11 protein-coding genes are annotated in these 16,781 nt (G+C 68.1%); 5 read left to right on the forward strand and 6 right to left on the reverse strand.

Annotated elements, in window-relative coordinates:
- Window positions 1–13: 13 nt before the first annotated feature.
- The 3 genes from pfeA to AT700_RS11535 all read right to left on the reverse strand — a co-directional run bounded on the left by pfeA (window position 14) and on the right by AT700_RS11535 (window position 4,409).
- On the reverse strand, window positions 14–2,254 hold the full coding sequence (gene pfeA / locus AT700_RS11525; RefSeq protein ID WP_003090548.1) for a siderophore enterobactin receptor PfeA: 2,241 nt from the start codon (window positions 2,252–2,254) through the stop codon (window positions 14–16).
- Window positions 2,255–2,352: 98 nt separating this feature from the next.
- On the reverse strand, window positions 2,353–3,693 hold the full coding sequence (pfeS, locus tag AT700_RS11530; protein ID WP_048521066.1) for a two-component system sensor histidine kinase PfeS: 1,341 nt from the start codon (window positions 3,691–3,693) through the stop codon (window positions 2,353–2,355).
- Window positions 3,693–4,409, reverse strand: a complete 717-nt coding sequence (locus AT700_RS11535) for a response regulator transcription factor (protein ID WP_003101494.1) — start codon at window positions 4,407–4,409, stop codon at window positions 3,693–3,695. The genes pfeS and AT700_RS11535 overlap by 1 nt, the downstream gene beginning before the upstream one ends.
- Window positions 4,410–4,674: 265 nt before the next feature.
- On the opposite strand from AT700_RS11535, the gene tssI reads away from it, so the two are divergent.
- The 4 genes from tssI to AT700_RS11555 all read left to right on the forward strand — a co-directional run bounded on the left by tssI (window position 4,675) and on the right by AT700_RS11555 (window position 12,060).
- Window positions 4,675–6,744 carry a type VI secretion system tip protein TssI/VgrG gene (gene tssI, locus AT700_RS11540; protein WP_003158481.1) on the forward strand — a complete coding sequence of 690 codons (2,070 nt, stop codon included), beginning with the start codon at window positions 4,675–4,677 and terminating at the stop codon, window positions 6,742–6,744.
- 49 nt (window positions 6,745–6,793) lie between these two features.
- Window positions 6,794–10,747: a type VI secretion system effector Tse5 gene (gene tse5 / locus AT700_RS11545; RefSeq protein ID WP_048521067.1), complete on the forward strand. Its 3,954-nt coding sequence runs from the start codon at window positions 6,794–6,796 to the stop codon at window positions 10,745–10,747.
- Entirely contained in the window at window positions 10,744–10,935 is a 192-nt protein-coding gene (locus AT700_RS11550) for a hypothetical protein (RefSeq protein WP_003090543.1), read from the forward strand. Before tse5 ends, AT700_RS11550 begins: the two co-directional genes overlap by 4 nt.
- A 162-nt stretch (window positions 10,936–11,097) precedes the next feature.
- Window positions 11,098–12,060, forward strand: coding sequence for a threo-3-hydroxy-L-aspartate ammonia-lyase (locus AT700_RS11555; RefSeq protein ID WP_003090528.1), 963 nt, complete (start codon window positions 11,098–11,100; stop codon window positions 12,058–12,060).
- Window positions 12,061–12,067: 7 nt separating this feature from the next.
- Here the strand turns inward: AT700_RS11555 and AT700_RS11560 are convergent, their stop codons facing one another.
- The 3 genes from AT700_RS11560 to AT700_RS11570 form a co-directional block, all read right to left on the reverse strand.
- A complete protein-coding gene (locus tag AT700_RS11560; RefSeq protein WP_003113399.1) occupies window positions 12,068–13,309 on the reverse strand; it encodes a dienelactone hydrolase family protein in 1,242 nt (413 codons plus the stop codon).
- Window positions 13,310–13,491: 182 nt separating this feature from the next.
- On the reverse strand, window positions 13,492–14,421 hold the full coding sequence (locus tag AT700_RS11565; RefSeq protein WP_003160458.1) for a LysR family transcriptional regulator: 930 nt from the start codon (window positions 14,419–14,421) through the stop codon (window positions 13,492–13,494).
- Window positions 14,422–14,443: 22 nt separating this feature from the next.
- Window positions 14,444–15,418: a quinone oxidoreductase family protein gene (locus tag AT700_RS11570; RefSeq protein WP_034003930.1), complete on the reverse strand. Its 975-nt coding sequence runs from the start codon at window positions 15,416–15,418 to the stop codon at window positions 14,444–14,446.
- Between the two features lie 225 nt (window positions 15,419–15,643).
- On the opposite strand from AT700_RS11570, the gene AT700_RS11575 reads away from it, so the two are divergent.
- A complete protein-coding gene (locus AT700_RS11575; protein WP_029610245.1) occupies window positions 15,644–16,396 on the forward strand; it encodes a class I SAM-dependent methyltransferase in 753 nt (250 codons plus the stop codon).
- Window positions 16,397–16,781 lie beyond the last annotated feature (385 nt).

Below are 16,781 nucleotides of genomic sequence, written 5' to 3' on the forward strand. Positions count from 1 at the left end.
TTCTCGTTATGGCTCAGAACGACGCGGTCAGGCTGGTATAGAAGGTCCGTCCGGGCTCGTTGTAGGTCGCCGCGCCGGCCCCGTCGATGCCGACCACGCCCTGGGCATTGCCGGCGCGGAACAGGCGCTTGTCGAACAGGTTGTCGACGCCGGCGCCGAGGCTCAGGTTCTTGCTCAACCGATAGGTGCCGCCAAGGCCGGCGATGGCGTAGGGCGAGAGCTGGTCGTTGGCGCTGCCGGTGACACGGTCGCCGTGATAGTCGTATTTCTTCGGCTTCTGCTTGCCATACCAGGTGACCGTGGCTTGCAGCGAGAGGTCGTCGGTGGCCTGCCAGTCGAGCATCGAGTTGAGGGTGTAGCGCGGCGTCACCGAGAGCACGTCGCCGGTTTCCTTGTTCTTCGATTGCAGCATGTAGGTGAAGTTGTTGCTCCACTTCAGGCCGTCGGCCAGGGGCAGGGTCAGGGTGCCTTCGAGGCCCTCGACCACCGCCTTGGGCACGTTCTCCCACTGGTAGATCGCCGCGTTGGCGTAGTCGCCCTTGCCGCCGCTGGCGTGGTCGACCGGTGACAGGCCGGATTCGATCTTGTTCTTGTAGTCGTTGCGGAAGTAGGTCAGCCCCGCTACCAGGCCGTCGTGGCTGTACTCGATGCCCAGTTCCTTGTTCACGCTGGTCTCGGCCTTGAGGCCGTCGTTGCCGCGCAGGTAGCAACTGGTGCTTTGCCCGTAGCAACCCTGGCCACGGCTGTAGAGCAGGTAGTCGGGGTTCAGCTGGTACAGGTTGGGGGCCTTGTAGGCGCGGGCGATACCGGCCTTCAGGGTGACCCGCTCGGTGAGCGCGTGGGACAGGTTCAGCGATGGGCTCCAGTTGTCGCCGACGATGTCGTGGTGGTCCCAGCGCAGGCCTGGGGTGAGCATGGTGCCGGGCATCAGCTCGATGTTGTCCTCGGCGAACAGCGAGAAGATCCGCGCTGAGGAACTGCTGCTGCGGTTCTTTCCGGCGAGACCGGGGATCGAGCCGCCTTCCTCGGTGTTCTGGGTGTTGGAGCTGGGGTCGTCGAGCTTCTGCTCGGTCCACTCGCTGCCGAGGGTCAGGGTCTGCTCGTAGCCCAGGTGCAGCGGCAGGTTGACCTCGCCGTGGGCGGTCAGGTCGCGCAGGGTGGCGGTGTAGAAGCCGGCGTTGTTGGGGTCGAAGATACCTTCGGTGCCGCCGGCCAGGCCTTCGTTGATCCGGCTGTTGCGGGTCTTCTCGTACTGCAGGTAGGCCAGCGAGCTGCCGAAGTCCCATTCGCCGCGATGGGTGACCGAGTAGGTCTCGCGGTACATGCGGTTGGTCTCGTGGCCGAGCATCTGCTTCACGTAGTTGTTGCTGTTGGTGTTCTGCGTGTCGCCGGTGTAGATGTTGCCCTGGCGGCTGAAGCCGGCCTCGAACTCGAGGGTCTGCTCGGGCGTCAGGCGCCAGCTGAGCAGCCCGTCGATGTCCTTGTTGCGCACGCCTTCGCGACCGGCGGGGAGGGTGCCGGCCTGCTTGCCGGTGCGGTTGGATTCGTGGCCGGCGTTGATGTCCCAGTCGTCCGAGTCGGTCTTGGCGATGTTGCCGTAGACGCGGTAGCTGAGGTTTTCCGTGAGCGGCCCGTTGAGACCGAAGCTCATCCGTTCGCTGGCGCCTTCGGCCTTGTGTTGCGGGAAATTGCTGTAGACGCTGAGATTACCGTGGGTTTCCGCGCCGGCCTGCTTGGTGATGATGTTCACCACGCCGCCCGCCGCGCCGTTGCCGTAGCGCGCCGCCGCCGGGCCGCGGATCACTTCGATGCGCTCGACCTGGTCGGCCGGCACCCAGTTGGTGTCGCCGCGGCTGTCGCGCTCGCCGCGCCAGCCGTAGCGCACCGAGTTGCGCGAGCTGACCGGCTTGCCGTCGACCAGGATCAGGGTGTTCTCCGGGCCCATGCCGCGGATGTCGATCTGCCGGTTGTTGCCACGCTGGCCGCTGGAGCTGTTGCCGGTCAGGTTGACCCCCGGCATGGTCCGGATGATCTGCGACAGGTCGTTGCTCGGCGGTCGCTTGGCGATGTCCTCGGCGGTGATGATGGAAACCCCCGGCGCCTGCTTGGTTTCCTCCTGGGCGGTGGCGACCACGGTTTGCTCGCCCAGCTCGATGACGGAGCCGTCGCCCTGGCCGGCGGCGTGTACGGCGTTGGCGAGCAGGCAACTGGACAGCAGCAGGAAGGGAACGGCGGGAAGGGCGCGTGAGGACATCGGTGATCTCCGGGCAATGCAGCGAAATGCAAGAGATCACGAATGATATTGATTGTTATTTGAGAGTAAAGCGCATTAACTTTCTAAACACTTCGCCCTCAGGCGGCCGCCGGCAGCCAGAGGTGCAGGCACAATCCGGGCTTGCCGTTGCTGGCCCAGAGCCGGCCGCCCTGTAGCTCGATGGCGCGCCGGGCGATCGCCAGGCCGAGGCCAAAACCTTCGCCGGCGCTATCGTCCAGGCGCTGGTAGGGGAGGAAGATGCGTTCCAACTGGTCTTCCGCCACGCCAGGGCCCTGGTCCTGCAGGCGCAGGTGCCAGAAGTCGCCCTCGCGCTCGCCGTCGAGGCTGACCGTGCCGTCCTCGGGCGAGTGACGGATGGCGTTGCGCAGGAGGTTTTCCATGGCCTGGGCCAGGCTGTCCAGGTGTACCTCGACGCGACAGTCGACGCCCAAGCGGCAGGGTAGCCGCGCCGGGTCCCAGCCGCTTTCGAAACAGGCGTCCTCGCGCAGCGCTTCCCACACCGACAGCGCCAGCACCGGCTCGGTGGGCAGTTGCGGGCGCTCGGTGTCCATCCAGGCGAGGTCGAGGGTGTCTTCCAGCAGTCGTTGCATGTCGCCGATTTCGCGATCCAGGCGCTGGCGCAACTGTTCCGGCGGTAGCTCACTGTCGTGGGCGATGCGCAGGCGCGCCAGCGGCGTGCGCAGTTCGTGGGACAGGGTGCGCAGCAGCAGGCGCTGCTGGGCGAGACTCAGGCGCAGGCGCTCGGCCATGTGCTCCAGGGCCTGGGCCAGCTCGCCCAGTTCGTCGCGGCGGGCCGCCAGCGGTGCGGCGAGGGGAGTGCTTTCCAGTTCGTCGGCGCGCAGGGCGTCGGCGCGATCGCGCAAGCGGTTCAGCGGCACCACCAGGTGGCGATAGAGCAGCAGGCCGAGCAGGGCGGCCAGCAGGGTCGGGACTATGCCGTGGGTGACCAGGTGGGTCCAGGGGGTCAGCCCGCCGGGCAGCAGGCGCTCCGGTAACTGGATTACCAGCCGGCCCTGCTCGGGATGTCCGGGGAACTCGATGCTGACGTACGGCAGTTCGTCCTGCAGGCGCCGGCTCATCGGCCAGTCGAGCTTGCGCATGAAGGTCAGGTGGCTCGACTCCTCGGTGCTTAGCGGCGTGCTGCCGAGGCTTTCCAGGTGCGGTCCGACCAGCGCCACCCAGGTATCTTCCTTCGCCGACAGTTCCTTGCGGAAGCGTTCGGCGCCCGCGGCACCCTCGCTGTGCCAGGCATCCTCCGCCTGCCGCGCGTAGTCCGCCAGGTAGCTGCGGTCGGCCGGGGCGAGGAAGTAGGTGCTGCGCTCCACCGACAGGCCCCAGGTGTAGATCAGCCAGGTCAGCAGCAGGCAGAAGCCGACCTGCAGCAGCGCCAGTTTCCATAACAGCGGGTGCCTGCGCATCAGGGGTGTTCCGTCTCCACCAGTAGGTAGCCCTGGCCGCGTACCGCCTGGATCTGCAGGTGACGGACGGCGACCGCGGCGAGTTTGCGCCGCAGGTTGCAGACGTGCACGTCGAGACCGCGGTCGAGGCGCGTGTAGCTGCGGTGCAGCACGCTCCGGTAGAGGAACGGCTTGCTCAGCGCCTCGCCAGCGTGTTCGCGGAGCGTCGCCAGGAGGCGGTACTCGGATGGCGTCAGCCCCGCCGGAAGGCCCTGGTGGAGCACATCCTGGGCCTGGTCGTCGAACACCAGCCGGGTATCCCGCCGCTGCGCCGACGGCAGGCGGTCCAGTCGTACGCGGCGCAGCAGGGCGTCGGTGCGGGCATCCAGCTCGGCCAGGCTGAACGGCTTCGGCAGGTAGTCGTCGGCGCCGCGGGTGAAGCCGCTGATGCGATCCTGTTCGGCGCCCAGGGCCGACATCAGCATCACCGGCGTGGCCTGCTCGCGGCGCAGCGACTCCAGCAGGGCCAGGCCGTCGAGGCCGGGTAGCATGATGTCCAGCAACACCAGGTCGAACGCTTCGCGCCCGGCGGCTTCCAGTCCGTGCGAGCCATCGCCGCAGACGGTTACGCGGAAGCCGCGCCGGCGGAAATGCGCGTCGAGATCCTCGCGTAGGCGTGGGTCGTCTTCGACCAGCAGCAGGCGGGGAGATGGGATTGAAATATGAGAATGATTCACGTTCGTGAATATCTCATTTTTGCCGGGTATCGGGCAATGGGCCAATGCGCCGCAGCGTGCTCGGAGCGGAAATACTTTTCGACAAAGCCGTCGTTGCTTCGGCTTTGGTTCTGGCTTAGGGTCGGCGGGTCCGCAGGAGGCGGGCAGGAGTGTCGTGGCTATTGGCCAGCCTTTCGCGACGGCACTGGGTTGTACGATCATCTGGCGCGCTGCTGGCGCGTTGTTCGGGCCGCCCGCCGCAGGTGACTATCAAGGAAGATTCCCCATGCTGTTCTCCCAACACACCCGCCTGGTACACGTGGACTCCCCGCTGGGACCCGAGGTCCTGCAACTGCAACGGCTGGAGGGTCGCGAAGAGCTGGGCCGGCTGTTCAGCCACGAGCTCGAACTGGTCTCGAGCAATCCCGCCTTGCCTCTGGATGCCCTATTGGGCAAGCCGATGAGCCTCGCGCTGGAACTCCCCGGCGGCAGCCGGCGGTATTTCCACGGCATCGTCGCGCGCTGTAGCCAGGGCGCCGGCGCCGGCCAGTTCGCCAGCTACCAGGTCACCCTGCGGCCCTGGCTGTGGCTGCTGACGCGCACCTCCGACTGCCGCATCTTCCAGAACCAGAAGGTCCCGGACATCATCAAGCAGGTGTTCCGCGACCTTGGCTTCTCCGACTTCGAGGACGCCCTGAGCCGCTCCTACCGCGAGTGGGAATACTGTGTGCAATACCGCGAGACCAGCTTCGATTTCGTCAGCCGGCTGATGGAGCAGGAAGGCATCTACTACTGGTTCCGCCACGAAAAGAAGCGCCACATCCTGGTGCTCTCCGATGCCTACGGCGCGCACCACAGCCCGGCCGGCTACACCAGCGTGCCCTATTACCCGCCGAGCCTCGGCCATCGCGAGCGCGACCACTTCTTCGACTGGCACATGGCGCGCGAGGTCCAGCCCGGCTCGCTGAGCCTCAACGACTACGACTTCCAGCGTCCCGGCACCCGCCTGGAAGTGCGCTCCAATGTCGGGCGCGCCCATGCCGCGGCCGACTACCCGCTCTACGACTACCCTGGCGAGTATGTGCAGAGTCAGGACGGCGAACACTATGCACGGACCCGCATCGAGGCGATCCAGACCCAGTACGAGCGAGTTCGCCTGCGGGGATGCGCCAGGGGTATCGGGGCGGGCCATCTGTTCCACCTGAGCAACTACCCGCGCCTGGACCAGAACCGCGAATACCTGGTGGTTGGCGCCGAGTACCGGGTAGTCCAGGAACTCTACGAGACCGGTAATGGCGGGGGCGGCGCGCAGTTCGAGAGCGAGCTGGACTGTATCGACGCCGGCCAGGCTTTCCGCCCCTTGCCGTCGACCCCGGTGCCGGTGGTGCGCGGCCCGCAGACCGCGGTGGTGGTCGGGCCCAAGGGCGAGGAGATCTGGACCGACCAGTATGGCCGGGTCAAGGTGCATTTCCACTGGGACCGCCACGACCAGTCCAACGAGAACAGCTCCTGCTGGATGCGCGTCTCGCAGGCCTGGGCCGGGAAGAACTGGGGCTCGATCCAGATCCCGCGGATCGGCCAGGAAGTGATCGTCAGCTTCCTCGAAGGCGACCCGGACCGGCCGATCATCACCGGGCGGGTCTACAACGCCGAGCAGACGGTGCCCTACGAGCTGCCGGCGAACGCTACCCAGAGCGGCACCAAGAGCCGTTCGAGCAAGGGCGGCACGCCGGCCAACTTCAACGAGATCCGCATGGAGGACAAGAAGGGCGCCGAGCAGTTGTTCATCCATGCCGAGAGGAACCAGGACATCGAGGTCGAGAACGACGAGACCCACTGGGTCGGCCACGACCGGACCAAGACCATCGACCACGACGAGACGGTGCATGTGAAGCACGATCGCACCGAGACCGTGGACAACAACGAGACCATCACCGTGCATGCCAACCGCAGCAAGACGGTCGACCGCAACGAGACGGTCAGGATCGGCATGAACAAGACGGAAACCATCCTCATGGCCTCGTTGCAGAACGTCGGCATGGGGCGCATGGAAAACGTCGGGCTCGGCTACAGCCTGAACGTCGGCATGATGATGAACACCGTGGTCGGGCTGAACCAGAGCACCCAGGTGATGAAGAAGAAGACCTTGTCGGTGGGCGATAGCTACGAAGTGAGCGTGGGCGGCAGCGACGATGGCTCGAAGATCACCCTGGACGGCCAGAGCATCACCCTCGGCAGCCAGCGCATCGAGCTGACCGCCGACCGCGAGATCCTCTTGCGCTGCGGCCAGAGCACGATCCGCCTGACGCCGGGGGAGATCGAGATCCTCTCGCCCAATGTCGATATCAACTGTTGAGCGGCGGGCGGATGTCCTGTCGCGGCTTTTCCCAAGGAAGGATGGATAGATGAGCGGCCTACCGGTTTCCCATGTCGGCGAGAAAGTCTCGGGAGGGGTTATCTCCACCGGCTCGCCCACCGTGCACGTCGGCAGCAGCGCGGTCGGCCTGGCCGACCGGGTGTCCGCCTGCGTGCCGTTGGTGGGCAAGCCGGTCAACCCGATGCTCGGCAGCAAGCTGCTGCCGGAAGAGGTCGATTTCGCCCTGGCGGCGCCGGACACCTTCACCTTCGCCCGTGGCTACCTGTCGAGCAACCCCCGTATCGGCCGGCTCGGCCGGGGCTGGTGGCTGCCGGGCGAGAGCATGCACCTGGAACTGAGCGAAGACGCCTGCGTGCTGGTCGACGCCCAGGGCCGCCGGATCGGCTTTCCTGCGCTGGCTCCCGGTGCCCAGCATTATTCCGGCAGCGAGGAGCTGTGGCTGCGCCGTGGCGGTTCGAGCGGCGGCGAAGCGCAGGCCTGGCGCGGGCGCTGGGCGGCGGTGCCGGCCGAACTGCAGACGCAGGAGGGCTCCGTGCTGGTGCTGTCCGGCCACAGCTACCTGCATTTCCAGCGTTGCCCCGACGGTATCTGGCGCCTGCAGGCCAGCTTCGGCCGCGCCGGCTACCGCACCGAGTTCCGCTGGAGCGGACGTGGCCTGCTCACCGGCGTGCGCGACAGCGCCGGGCGCAGCTATGCGCTGGTCTACCAGCAAGCCTGCGAGCCGAGCGAGGGCGACGACGGCCTGCGTCTGTTCGGCGTGATCCTGGCCAGCCACGACGGACCGCCTCCGGACTACATCGATCCGCAGAGCCCGGGGCTCGACTGGCTGGTGCGCTACCAGTTCAGCGACAGCGGCGATCTGATCGCCGTGCGCGACCGTCTTGGCCAGGTGGTCCGGGTATTCGCCTGGCGCGAGCACATGCTGGTCGCCCACGGCGAACCGGGCGGGCTGGAGGTTCGCTACGAGTGGGATGTCCATGCTCCGCACGGGCGGGTCGTGAAGCAGATCGAGGCGGGCGGCCTGACCCGTACCTTCCGCTACCTGCGCGATGCCACCGAGGTCAGCGACAGCCTCGGCCGCGTCGAACGCTACGAGTTCGCCGGCGAGGGCGGGCAGCGGCGCTGGACCGCGCTGGTCAGGGCCGACGGCAGCCGTAGCGAGTTCGACTACGACCTGTTCGGCCGCCTGGTCGCCATGCGCGATCCGCTGGGACGGGAGACGCGGCGCCGGCGCGATGGCCAGGGGCGGATGCTCGAGGAGGAGTCGCCGGGCAAGGCGCGCTATCGCAAGCGCGTCGACGAAGAGACCGGGCTGCTGGTCGAGCTGGAGGACGCGATGCAGCGCCGCTGGACCTTCGAGCGCGACGAACGGGGCAATGCGACGACGGTGCGCGGCCCGGCCGGCAGCACCCGCTACGCCTACGAAGACCCGCGCCTGCCCGACCGGCCGACGCGAATCGTCGACCCGCGCGGCGGCGAGCGGCGCCTGGAGTGGAACCGCTTCGGCCTGTTGGCCGCGTTGACCGATTGTTCCGGCCAGGTCTGGCGTTACGACTACGACAACGAAGGACGTTTGGTCGCCAGCAGCGACCCGCTGGGACAACTGACCCGGCGCCGCTACGACCCGCTGGGGCAACTGATCGGCCTGGAATTGGCCGACGGCAGCGCCCTGAGCTATGAATACGACGCCCTTGGGCGGCAGACCCGTATCGCCGATGCCGAGGGGCACGCCACGCTGTTTTCCTGGGGGCACGGCGATCTGCTGGTGCGGGTTTCCGACGCCGGCGGCGGCGAATTGTCCTACCTGCACGACGAAGCCGGCAGGCTGGTCGCCCTGACCAACGAGAACGGCGTCCAGGCGCAGTTCCGCTACGACCTGCTGGACCGTCTGGTGGAAGAGACCGGCTTCGACGGTCGTCGCCAACGCTATCGCTACAACGCCGCTGACGAACTGATCGCCCGCGAGGATGCCGACGGTCGCGAGACCACCTATGCCTACGACCGCGACGGCCGCCTGGCGAGCATCCGGGTTCCCGCCACCGAGCACGCACCGGCCCTGGTCGAGCGTTACCGCTGGTTGGCCGACGGCCGCCTGGCCAGCGCCGGCGGGGCGGATTGCGAGGTGCGCTATACGTACGACGAGGTCGGTAACCTGCGCCTGGAAAGCCAGGTACATGCCGACGGTTGGGTCTACAGCGTCGAGCACAGCCACGACGCGCTAGGCGTGCGCCAGACCAGCCGCTATGGCGACGCGCCGCCGGTCGCCTGGCTGACCTATGGCCCGGGTCATCTGCACGGCGCGCTGGTCGGTGCGGTCGAGCTGGCCTTCGAGCGCGATGCCCTGCACCGTGAGGTGCGTCGCGACGCCCGCCGCGACGGGCAGGATGACGCGTTGTTCACCCAGGAGCGCCAGCACGCGCCGCTGGGACGCCTGCAGCGCAGCCGCCTGCGTCTGGCCGGCGGTTTCGACTGGCAGCGCGGCTATCGCTACGACGGACTTGGACAACTGGTCGGCATCGACGACAACCAGTATCCGTCGGTGCGCTACGAATACGACCTCGGCGGTCGCCTGCTGGCCAGCCGGCGCGCTGGCGCGGCGGCCAGCACCTACCGCTACGACGCCGCCGGCAACCGCCTGGAGGGCGTCGGCGAGTACGCGCGCGAGGACGCTCGCCAGGCATTCGCCGAGAACGAACTGTACCGCTCCGGTTTCAGTCGCTCCGAGGCGCGCGCGAACCAGGCCGGCGAAGGCCCGGCGCGCTGGGCCGGCAACCGCGTGGAGAGGATCGCCGGCAACCGCTATCGCTTCGATGCGCTGGGCAACCTGGTCGAGCGTATCGGCGCCGACGGCGAGCGCCTGCGCCTGGCCTACGACGGCGCGCAGCGCCTGGTCCATCTGACGCGCGATTACGCCGACGGCACGCGGCTGGAGGCGCGCTACCGCTACGACGCGCTGTCGCGACGGATCGCCAAGGTGGTGCTGCGCGACGGTGTCGAGCAGCAGGTGCGCTTCGGCTGGGACGGCGATCGCCAATGCGCCGAAGCCTTTGCGCGGGAACTGCGCACCACCGTTCACGAACCGGGCGGTTTCGTCCCGTTGCTGCGCCTGGAGCAGGCCTGCGAGCCCGATCCCCCGGAGCTGCTGCAACTGCGCCAGGCGTTCGCCGCCGAAGGCCAGCCGCTGCCGGCGCAATGCGTGCCGGCGCTGGGCGAGGCGCGGATCGCTTTCTTCCACACCGATCACCTCGGTACCCCCCTGCAGCTGAGCGACGAACGTGGCCAACTGCGTTGGCAGGGCGTTCCGGACGACTGGCGGGCGGTAGCGCCGGAACGACAGCCGGGTGCGCAGCCGATCCGCTTCCAGGGGCAGTACCACGATGAGGAAAGCGGCTTCTACTACAACCGCTACCGTTACTACCTGCCGGAAGCCGGGCGCTATGCCAGCCAGGACCCGCTCGGCCTGGGCGGTGGCCCCAACCCCTATGCCTACGCGCTGAACGCGCCCACGCTGGCCTACGATCCCACCGGCCTGATCATCCCGCTGGTGGTGATCGGCGCCTTCGCCGCCCGCGCCGCGATCGGAGCGGCGCTGGGCGCCGGCATCGAGCTGGGGATGCAGACCGGCAAGCAGGTGCTGGGGCAGATGAAGGACAACTGGGACAGCGATCGCGACCTCACCGATATCAAGTGGAAGTGCATCGACATCAACTGGAAACACGTCGGCGCCTCGGCGGCCATCGGCACCGTGGCGCCGGGCATGCTCAGCACCGGCAAGACCGTGGTGCAGTCCGCCAAGGCGATCAGGACCCTTTCCGGACAGGCGGCCAACACCGCCAACCGCGCGGCCAAGCTGGCCGCGCGCAAGGCCGCCCATGCCGATACCATCAAGAAGGCCGTGGCCACCCAGGCCGCCTGGCAGACGGGCAAGCAGATCGTCAAATGCCCGCTGAAGGACGAAGAAGAGGAGTGTCCGCCGCAATGATCAAGCATTACCTGCTGATGACCCTCGTCTGCATACCGCTGGCGTTGCTCTACGTCTGCCTGGAATGGTTCTTCGGCAACACCTGGGTGACCGTCGGGGTGTTCTTCGGCGTGCTCGTCGTGCTGCGCCTCGGGCTCTACCTCTACCGCCGCTCGAAGGGCATCAGGGACGGCTACCTGGACGAGTGAGGCCGACCCGGCATCGCGGAGCATCGACCCATGCAGGGCCTCTTCGTCAATGGCTCCGCCAGTCTTCCGCCGCCGATGCTGTCGCGCAGGCGCTGCTGGCGGCGTTCGCCTGGTAACCTGGCGAACTGCCTGTCTTCTTTGCCAAGGTCCGAGGAGCCGACCATGCACGACCTGCCTACCTACGACGATGTGATCGCCGCCGCCGCGCGGATCGCCGGGCATGCCAACCGCACGCCGGTGATGTCCTCGCGTACCCTCGACGAAGAACTCGGCGCGGAAGTCTTCTTCAAATGCGAAAACCTGCAGCGCATGGGAGCGTTCAAGTTCCGCGGCGCCTTCAATGCGCTGTCGCGGTTTTCCGCCGAGCAGCGTGCCGCCGGGGTGGTGGCGTTCTCCTCCGGCAACCACGCCCAGGCCATCGCCCTCTCGGCGCGCTTGCTGGGGATCCCGGCGACCATCGTGATGCCGGCCGACGCGCCGGCGGTGAAGATCGAGGCGACCCGTGGCTACGGCGGGCAGGTAGTGCTCTATGACCGCTATACGGAAGATCGCGAGCAGATCGGCCGCGACCTGGCGCAGCGCCATGGCCTGACCCTGATCCCGCCCTACGATCACCCCGACGTGCTGGCCGGGCAGGGCACCGCGGCCAAGGAACTGTTCGAAGAAGTCGGTCCGCTGGACGCCTTCTTCGCGCCCCTCGGCGGCGGCGGCTTGCTCTCCGGCTGCGCCCTGGCGATCCGCGCGCTGGCGCCGGCCTGCCGGATCTACGGGGTGGAGCCGGAGGCCGGCAACGATGGCCAGCGTTCGCTGCGCAGCGGCGCCATCGTGCATATCGATACGCCGCAGACCCTCGCCGATGGCGCCCAGACCCAGCATTTGGGCAATCTCACCTTCCCGCTGATCCAGCGCAACGTCGATGACATCCTCACCGCCAGCGACGCCGAACTGGTGGATGGCATGCGCTTCCTCGCCGCGCGGATGAAGCTGCTGGTCGAGCCCACCGGTTGCCTCGGCCTGGCCGCCGCCCGCCAGCGCAAGGACGAATTGCGCGGCAAGCGGGTCGGGATCCTGCTCAGCGGCGGTAACGTCGACCTGGCGCGTTTCTGCGCCTTGCTCGGCGGCTAGCCGGCCGCTAGAGGCCGAGTCCTTCGCTGGCTGCCCAGCGCGCCATCAGGCGGTTCGACGGCAGGCTTTCGTCGAGCAGCTTGCGCGCGCTTTCCACCCCCGCGACCGGCAGGCCCTGCGGGTCGAGCAGGCCGATCTGCACCAGCACGCCGGCCTGGTCCCAATAGATGTGCTCGTGGTAAAGGCGGTCGCCGCGAAAGCGCACCACGCCGAGCATGGGGATTTCCACGAAGCGCCCGGTGGGTGGGACGCCGGGCAGCAGCCAGTCGATCTCGCAGCTGTGGGTGAAGCGCATGACGAACTCGTCGACCACCTGCAGCGCCCCCACCGTCCGCGAAATCGGCGTGAGGGTCATGTCCGGCGGGTTGCCGTGGATGAAGTGATGGCGGTAGAAGCGGCTCAGTTCGCGCTGGCCGACGCCGCCGGTGAGGGTCGGGACATGGTTGACGTAGGGCTCGGCGACCATGGTCGCCATGGTCGCGGCGACGTCGCGGGTATCGAACTCGTGGCGCACATGCTCGTCCCACAGCGCGGAGAGGTCGAAGTTCGGCCCGATCTCCCGCTTCAGGGCGGCGATGCTGCGTTCGTGAGCCATCAGGTAGGCCGGTTTGTCGAAGTGCATGCCGCCGACGCGGGCGAAGGCGTGATCGACGCCGGGGTAGAGGTACAACTCGGTCTTGGGCAGGTTGCGCAGGCAGGGCAGGATCGCGTCGCGGGCCTGCTGCGGGCAGTAGGCGTCCTGTTCGGCGAAATGCAGCACCAGCCGGCCCTTGATCTGTTTCGCCTCGTCGAGCAGCGCCTCGATGCCCATGCCGTAGTAGCCCACCGAGCAGGAGACGTCGGTGCGCGTCGCGGCGAGGTAGGCCAGCTTGCCGCCCATGCAGAAGCCGACGAAGCCGATCCCGGCGTGGACCACCTCCTCGCGTTGGCGCAGGTGCTCGATACAGGCGGCGATGTCGTCCACCGCGGCGTCCAGGTCGATGCGCTGGAACAGCTCGATGGCCTTGGCGAAGGCCGCTTCGTCGTAGCCCAGGTCGACCCCCGGCTGCAGCCGCCAGAACAGGTCGGGGACCAGGGCCACGTAGCCCTCTTCGGCGTACAGGTCGGCCACCGCGCGCATGTTCGCGTTGACGCCGAAGATTTCCTGACCGATCACCACGCCCGGCCCCTTGCCGCTGGCGGGGAGCGCGAGATACGCGTCGAACCGGCCGCTGCCGTCGGACGCGGCGATGCTGACGTACTGTCCCATGCCTGGATTCCTCATCGGGTTGTTGTTGGAGTGGGAAAACGGGAAAGCGAAGCGAACCAGCCTAGTAGGAACCGGCCGGCGGGTCATTGGCTATCCGCATGCTGGCGGGAGGGTATCCGGATTGTCCGGGAGCGAGGGGCGGGAGGCGGCGCGATCCTCGGCGAGCCGCTCGCGGATACCGCTCAGGCCCGCTGGCGCTGCCAGGGCGGGCCAGCGGCGAACCGCGCTTCCACCCATTGGCGGAACGCGCTGGCCGCCGCCGTGGCGTAGCGCGCCGAGGGGCGCACCAGGTAGACGCCGGCGTCGGCGTCCAGTTGCCACTCCGGCAGCACCCGTACCAGCCTGCCGGCTTCGAGGTCGCGGCTCATCAGCCACTCGCCGGCGGCGAAGATGCCCAGGCCCTGGCGTGCGGCGCAGAGCAGGGCCTCGTTGTCGTTGCTAACCATCGAGCCGCGTACCCGCACGGGCTGCTGTTCGTCCTGGCGGGTCAGCTTCCACTCCGGGTACGAGTGCAGTCCGCTGAAGCCGAGGCAATTGTGTGCCGCCAGGTCGGCCGGGATACGCGGTACCCCATGCCGCTCCAGGTAGTCGGGAGCGGCGCCGAGGATGCGCCGATGGGCGCACAGCCGCCTGGCCACCAGGCGGCTGTCGGCCAGTTCGCCGACCCGGATCGCGAGGTCGAAGCCTTCCGCGATGATGTCGACGAAGCGCTCCGAATAGTCGGTTTCCAGCACCACCTGCGGATGCGCCAGGGCGAACTCCGCCAGCAGCGGACCGAGCCAGAGCCGGCCCATCGCCGACGGCAGGGCGATGCGCAGGCGTCCGCGCAGTTGCGCGGCGCCCAGGCTGGCTTCGTGCTCGGCCTCGTCGAGCAGGTCGACGGCCTGGCGGAAGCGGCTCGCCAGGCGCTCGCCTTCATCGGTGAAGCGCAGTTGCCGGGTGGTGCGTTCGACCAGGCGGATGCCGAGGCGACGCTCCAGTGCGCCGAGCCGCTTCGAGAGCACCGAGGGATGGCGTTGCAGGGCGCGGCCGGCGGCGGCGAACGAACCGTGCTCGGCCAGGGCCAGGAGCGTGGCGACTTCATCGGCCTGCCGGCTGTCGAACGGTTGCATGCATGCGCCTCTTGCGGGTGGGTCAGGGCAAGAGTACCAGCGCGCCTTGCGAGCGTCCCTCCAGCAGATCGGTATGCGCCACGGCCGCCTCGGCCAGCGGGTAGCGCCGCCAGACCCGGGGCTGGATGACACCGTCTGCATGGGCGCGCAGCACAGCCTGCGCGCGTAGCCGGTATTCCTCCGGGTTGGCGGTGTGGGCGGCGAGCGAGGGACGGGTGAGGAACAGCGAACCCTTGGCGTTGAGGGTGGCGACTTCGACGGCTGGCGGCACGCCGGAGGTAGCGCCGAAGGACACCAGCAGGCCGCGCGGACGCAAGCTGTCCAGGGACGCCTCGAAGGTAGCGCGACCGATGGGGTCGTAGACCACATCGACCTTGCGCCCGGCGGTCAGCTCGGCGACCTGGGCGGCGAGACTGGCCGCGTCGAACACCAGCACCTCGTCGCAGCCGGCAGCCCTGGCCCGTTCGACACTTTCCGCCTTCGACACCACGCCGATCACCCAGGCGCCCAGGTGCCGGGCCCAGGCCGCCATCAACTGGCCGACGGCGCCCGCCGCGCCGTACAGCAGGATGCGTGTGCCGGGCCCGACGGGGTAGGTGGCGTGCAGCAGGTAGTGCGCGGTGATGCCCTTGAACAGCAGCGCCGCCGCGTCCTCGAAAGCGAGTGTGTCGGGCAGCTTCAGCAAGCGCTCGGCGGGGTAGAGCCGGGCGCTGGCATAGGCGCCCAGCGGGCCGGTGGCATAGGCGACGCGGTCGCCCGGCGCCAGTCCGGAGACTCCCGGACCCAGCGCGGCGACCACTCCGGCGCCTTCCAGGCCGAGGCCGGACGGCAGCGGAATCGGTACCGCTCCCGAGCGCTGGCCGAGGTCCAGCGGATTGACGCCGATGGCGGCCTGCTCCAGCCAGACCTCGCCGGGGCCCGGTTGCTGCGCCTGGACTTGCTCCAGGCGCAGGACCTCGGGGCCTCCGTTTGCGTTGAGGGTGATGCGACAGGGCATGGCGGTCTCCTTGGCTGCGTTCGTCGTTCCGGCAGTCTAATGAAGCATCCGGGGATGACCAGGTAGGTTCTTTGCAGTTGATTGCTGCACCGCATGCAGTAGTGAGGCGGTGCTCCAAGGTGACCGAAAGTCGTGTTTCCGTATCGACAGGATTCGCCTAGTGTAAGGCGGCAGCCTGGACGGCCATGGTCCCTGTGGTCGCCGGGATCATTTCGGGAGAGTCCCATGACGGTACCTTTCAAGGATCATTTCTCCACGGGGTCGGCGAACTACGCCGCACATCGTCCGACCTACCCGGCGCGGTTGGTCGACGAGCTGGCCGCGCTCTGCCCCGGCACCCGCCTGGCCCTGGACTGCGGCTGCGGCACCGGACAGCTCACGGTGCTGTTGGCCGAGCGTTTCGAACGGGTGGTCGGTACCGACGCCAGCGCCGCGCAGATCGACAAGGCGCAGGCTCGCGAGCGGGTCGAGTATCGCGTGGCATTGGCCGAGGACAGCGGGCTGGCGGCAGCCAGCGCCGACCTGGTGACGATCGCCCAGGCCGCCCACTGGCTGGACCTGCCGCGCTTCTACGAGGAGGTCCGGCGTGTGGCCCGCGCGGACGCCATCCTGGCTCTGGTTACCTATGGCGTATTGCATGTCGACGGACCCATGGAACCGCTGGTCCAGCACTTCTACCACCAGGTCGTCGGCCCCTACTGGCCTGCCGAGCGGTGCCACGTGGAGGAGGGCTACCGCAATCTGCCGTTCCCCTTCGAGGAGCGTCGCCTGCCGGACCTGGCCATCGAGGTGGCCTGGACCCTGGACGAACTGCTGGGCTATGTCGGTACCTGGTCGGCGGTGAAGGAAGCCGGCAAGGCCCTTGGCCAGGATCCGGGCGCCGCGTTCGTCGATGAGCTGCGCGAAGCCTGGGGCGACCCGCAGACGCGCTATCGGGTCAGTTGGCCGCTGACGGTGCGCGCCGGGGTGATCCGCTGAGCCATCGGACGCAATCCGAAACTCAACCATGACGGCGGGGAGAGCGCCGATCGCGTCCGCCTGCCGTCTACGCAGGTCGCTGCAACCCCCTGGCAGCCGCGGCGTCGCTTGAGCGCGGGCAGGGGGCAGGTGGTGCGCCGAGTCGTATTCGTCGAACTCGCCATGCCGCCCCAGGCCGGATCGGCGTGCAGGTTGCCAGTCCCTGGCGTACGGGCCGCTCAGTGCGTGCTTTCGTTTCACTGAGCCAGGTTTTCCAGCGCTATGAAGAAATCGCCCCGATTGCAGGATGAGTCTTGCTTTCGTCCCGGTTTCACTGCCGCTGGCTGCTGAATCGAGGGTGCACTCCGCGCAGTCCGGCCCCTCACCTTGAGAGCCGTTGCCATTG

The organism is Pseudomonas aeruginosa, assembly GCF_001457615.1.
GTDB lineage: Bacteria > Pseudomonadota > Gammaproteobacteria > Pseudomonadales > Pseudomonadaceae > Pseudomonas > Pseudomonas aeruginosa.